The 3,988-nt window shown below is 73.1% G+C and carries 4 protein-coding genes and 1 pseudogene; 1 reads left to right on the top strand and 4 read right to left on the bottom strand.

All coding sequences use genetic code 11. The annotated features are described in order from the left end of the window. A partial coding sequence (locus tag AC30CM_RS26805; protein WP_490119946.1) for an alanine racemase occupies nt 1-774 on the top strand: 774 nt, incomplete at its 5' end. Here AC30CM_RS26805 and AC30CM_RS26800 read toward each other — a convergent pair. The 4 genes and pseudogenes from AC30CM_RS26800 to AC30CM_RS26785 all read right to left on the bottom strand — a co-directional run. After that, nucleotides 771-1,571, bottom strand: coding sequence for a type III pantothenate kinase (locus AC30CM_RS26800; protein ID WP_490119945.1), 801 nt, complete (start codon nt 1,569-1,571; stop codon nt 771-773). The two genes, AC30CM_RS26805 and AC30CM_RS26800, sit on opposite strands and share 4 nt — an antisense overlap. A gap of 37 nt (nt 1,572-1,608) precedes the next feature. Continuing rightward, a complete protein-coding gene (gene panC, locus AC30CM_RS26795; protein ID WP_490119944.1) occupies nt 1,609-2,553 on the bottom strand; it encodes a pantoate--beta-alanine ligase in 945 nt (314 codons plus the stop codon). Further along, a complete protein-coding gene (locus AC30CM_RS26790) occupies nt 2,550-3,506 on the bottom strand; it encodes a Rossmann-like and DUF2520 domain-containing protein (protein ID WP_490119943.1) in 957 nt (318 codons plus the stop codon). The genes panC and AC30CM_RS26790 overlap by 4 nt, the downstream gene beginning before the upstream one ends. Before the next feature lie 98 nt (nt 3,507-3,604). Continuing rightward, a pseudogene (locus tag AC30CM_RS26785) lies at nt 3,605-3,988 on the bottom strand (DUF6779 domain-containing protein); the annotation flags it as partial.

Genomic DNA, 3,988 nt, shown 5'->3' with positions numbered 1-3,988 from the left:
GTCGTGTGCTGGGTGGACTCGGAGCCCGGCGTGCAGCTGATGTCGGCGGCGCTGGCGGGCGCCGATCGCCCGCTCGACGTCTGCGTCGAGGTCGGTATGCCAGGCGGCCGCACCGGCGCACGCGGCGCGGCCGCCGTCGACGCGGTGGCCAGGGCCGCCGCGGCCTCGCCGCAGCTGCGCCTGGTCGGGGTGTCCGGGTACGAGGCCGCGCTCGGGCAGGACGGTTCACCGGCGGCGCGCGCCGCGGTGCGGGAGTACGTCGCCGAACTGCGGGCCGCCGTGCTGCGGTTGGCCGGCCTGTTCGAGACCGACGAGGTGGTGGTGACCGCGGGCGGCAGCACCTATCCCGACCTGGTCGCCGAGGGGCTGACCGGGTGGTCGCGGCCCGGCGTGCGAACCGTGCTGCGCAGCGGCTGCTACCTCGCGCACGACGACGGGCTGTACCACCGCACGTCGCCGTTGCCGCTGCGGCCGGCGCTGACCGTGTGGTCGCAGGTGGCCTCGCGTCCCGAGCCCGGGCTGGCGCTGGTGACGATGGGCCGCCGCGACGTGTCGTTCGACGCCGGGCTGCCGGTGCCGCGGACGCTGCCGCGCACGACGGTGACCGCCCTGGCCGACCAGCACGCATTCCTGCGCGGCGACGACGCGGTGGCCGTCGGCGACTGGCTGGAGTTCGGCATCTCGCACCCCTGCACCACGTTCGACCGGTGGCAGCTGATCCCGGTGCTGGCCGACGACGGCCGGGTCGTCGAGGTGGTGCGGACCTTCTTCTAGCGCTTGCGCTGGGTGTCGCGGTTGCGTTCGAACACCAGCCGCAGCCCGTCGAGCGTCAGGTACCGGTCGTAGTGCTCGACGGTGCGCAGGTCCGGCAGCACCAGCGGTGCGGTGTGGCCGGTGGCGACCACGGCGACGTCGTCGCCGCCGAAGCCGTCGACGTCCTCGCGCACCCGGCTGACCAATCCGTCGACCAGCGCCGTGAACCCGAACACCGCACCCGCCTGCATGCACTCCACGGTGTTCTTGCCCACCACCGACCGCGGGCGCGTCAGCTCGACCCGGCGCAGCGCGGCCGAGCGGGCGGCCGCCGCATCCGAGGACACCTGGATGCCCGGGGCGATGGCACCGCCGAGGAACTCGCCCTTGCGGGAGACGACGTCGACGCAGATCGACGAGCCGAAGTCGACGACGATGGCCGGCCCCTGGAACCGCTGGAACGCGGCCAGGCAGTTGACGATGCGGTCGGCGCCGACCTCCTTGGGGTTGTCCACCAGCAGCGGCATGCCGGTGCGGACCCCGGGTTCGATGAGCACGCGCGGGACGTCGGGCCAGTACTGCTCGAGCATCACGCGGATCTCGTGCAGCACCGACGGCACCGTCGACAGGCCGGTGGCCCCGGTGAGCCGCTCGGCGTCGTCCCCGATGAGCCCGTCGATGGTGAGCGCCAGCTCGTCGGCGGTGACCTCGGGCTCGGTGCGGATGCGCCAGCTGTGCGCCACCTTCGCGTGCTGCCCGGTACCCGAGAGCAGCCCGACCACGGTGTGGGTGTTGCGGACGTCGATTGCCAGCAGCACGCGGGTTACCGCCCGACTCGGTGGCTCGGGCCGAACATCAGTTCCGCCATGGCAATTCGTGCCCGTCGCCATCCTCGACGCGGGGATGGCCGTCGATGCCGGACGCCGCGCCGACGTCGATGGCGATGTTGTCCAGCAATCGCGTGGTCCCCAGCCGCGCCGCGACCAGCAGTCGCGCCGCCCCCTCGGCGGGAGCCGGGCCCAGCCAGGTGTCGCGCACCTCCAGGTAGTCGACCTCGAGTGCAGGCACCTCGACCAGCACCGCACGCGCGGCAGCCAGTGCCTCGTCGGCGCCGCGGGAGGCGGCGTACATCCCCGCCAGCAGCGCTGCCGACAACGCCCCGGCCTGTTCGCGCTGATCCTCGTCGAGATAGGCGTTGCGCGACGACATCGCCAGGCCGTCCGGTTCCCGCACGATGGGCACGCCGACGATGCGGACCCCGAGGTCGAGATCGTCGGCCATCTGCCGGATGAGCACCAGCTGCTGGTAGTCCTTCTCGCCGAAGAAGGCCCGGTCGGGTCCGACGACGTTGAACAGCTTCAACACCACCGTCAGCATTCCGGCGAAATGCGTTGGGCGCGAAGCGCCCTCGAGTTCCGCGCCGAGGGGCCCCGGAACCACCATGGTTCGTCGACCCTGCGGATACATCGCCGAAGCCGTTGGGGTGAAGGCGATGTCGACACCCTCAGTCCGGAGCGCCTCGAGATCGCGGTCGAGCGTGCGGGGATAGGCGTCCAGATCTTCACCGGGTCCGAACTGCAGCGGGTTGACGAAGATCGACACCACGACCACCGCACCCGGCACGCGTTTGGCGGCGCGCACCAGCGACAGGTGCCCGTCGTGCAAGGCACCCATGGTGGGCACCAGCATGATGCGCCTGCCCGTGGTGCGCAGTGCCCGCGTGACGTCGGCGGCGTCCGCCGGGTTGGTGTACTGGTTGAGTTCCCCCGGGGTGAAGCGAGGTGCCCTGCGGTTGGTCACGACCGTCCTTCCGGATCTTCGCCGTGTCCGGCGACGTTGGTGTCCTCGGCCAGTGCCGCGAAGACGTCGGCGGAGGCGTGCGCACGCTGCGCGCTGCGGCGGGAGTCGGCCCGATAGGCCTGCGCCACATCGGGATTCACTGCCGACAAGGCCCGCAGGTGCGCAGCGACCGCGGCCGCGTCGCCACGCGCCACGGGGCCGGTGAGCGCGGCCTGGCCCCGCCGCAGCGCGTTCTCCAGCGAGGCGCGGGCCAGCGGGGCCAGGATGCGCTCGGCGATACCGCCGGGATCGTCGCCGACGAGTTCCTGGCCCAGCAGCTCCTGCCCGCGGATCGCGGTACGCAGCGCCTCGACCGCGTCGAGCACCACGGTGGTGAGGTGATTGCCGCCGTGCGCGAGCGCGGCGTGATACAGGGTCCTGGCGTCCTCGGGGACGCGGAACGGTTCGCCGCCGATCTCGAGCACCAGCGACTGTGCGATGGCGTACCCGACCTCGTCGGCCGCGGTGATGCCGAAACAGGCCTCGGCCAACCGGGCGATGTCCTCGTCAGCCCCGGTGAAGGTCATCGCGGGGTGGATGGCCAGCGGGATGCAGCCCAGCTCGCTCAGCGGCCGCAGCACCGCGATGCCGTTGGCGCCGGAGGTGTGCACCACGATGGTTCCCTGCCGCACCGTCCCCGTCGCCGCGAGCCCGGCCACCAGCGCGGCCAACTCCGAATCGGGCACCGCGAGCAACAGCAACTCGGCCCGCGCGGCGACGTCGGGCACGGCCAGCACCGGGGTGTCGGGCAGGCGCTGTTCGGCGCGGCGACGCGAGGCCTGCGAGATGGCGCTGCACGCGCCGACGACGTGTTCGGCCCGTTCCAGTGCGACGCCGAGCGCGGTGCCGACGCGACCGGCGGAGATGATGCCGACGGTCAGTCGTGCCGGGCGCAGGCCCGCTGGCGTCTCCACGTGGACGACCTCACTGACGTCTTGGTGCGAACGTTTCCGGTCCCTCGCACGGGTACCGGACGACCGCCAAGAGATTAGCTCATCGACGTCGGGGCGCTTCAGTCCTCTCGACGCCTGCGGCGACCACCGCCGGTGGTGCCACCAGCCTGCAGTCGGGCCAGGAGTTCGGCGGCGGGCTGGCCGTCGGCGTGCTGGCCGCCGGGGTCGTCGGCCTCCTCGGGGGCCGGTTCCCGAACGGGTACCGGGTTCGGTTGCCCGGCGTCCTCGTCGGGCGGCCGATGACGTGCCCTGCGGGACCGCTCGGCCGGCTCGGGGGCCGCCTCGGGCTGGGCGGGACCCTTGCCGGGATCCGCACCTGGCGCGTAGTGCCTGCCGGGGCGCGCCTCGGGTTCGACCGGAACGGGCTGGGGCTCGGGGGTGGCGGCGGGCTCGGGGGTGGCGGCGGGCTCGGGGGTGGCGGCGGGCTCGGGGGTGGCGGCGGG

The sequence above is a fragment of the Mycobacterium sp. DHQP2018-32-09 genome, assembly GCF_058148405.1.
This window is presented reverse-complemented; position numbering and strand designations above follow the sequence as displayed.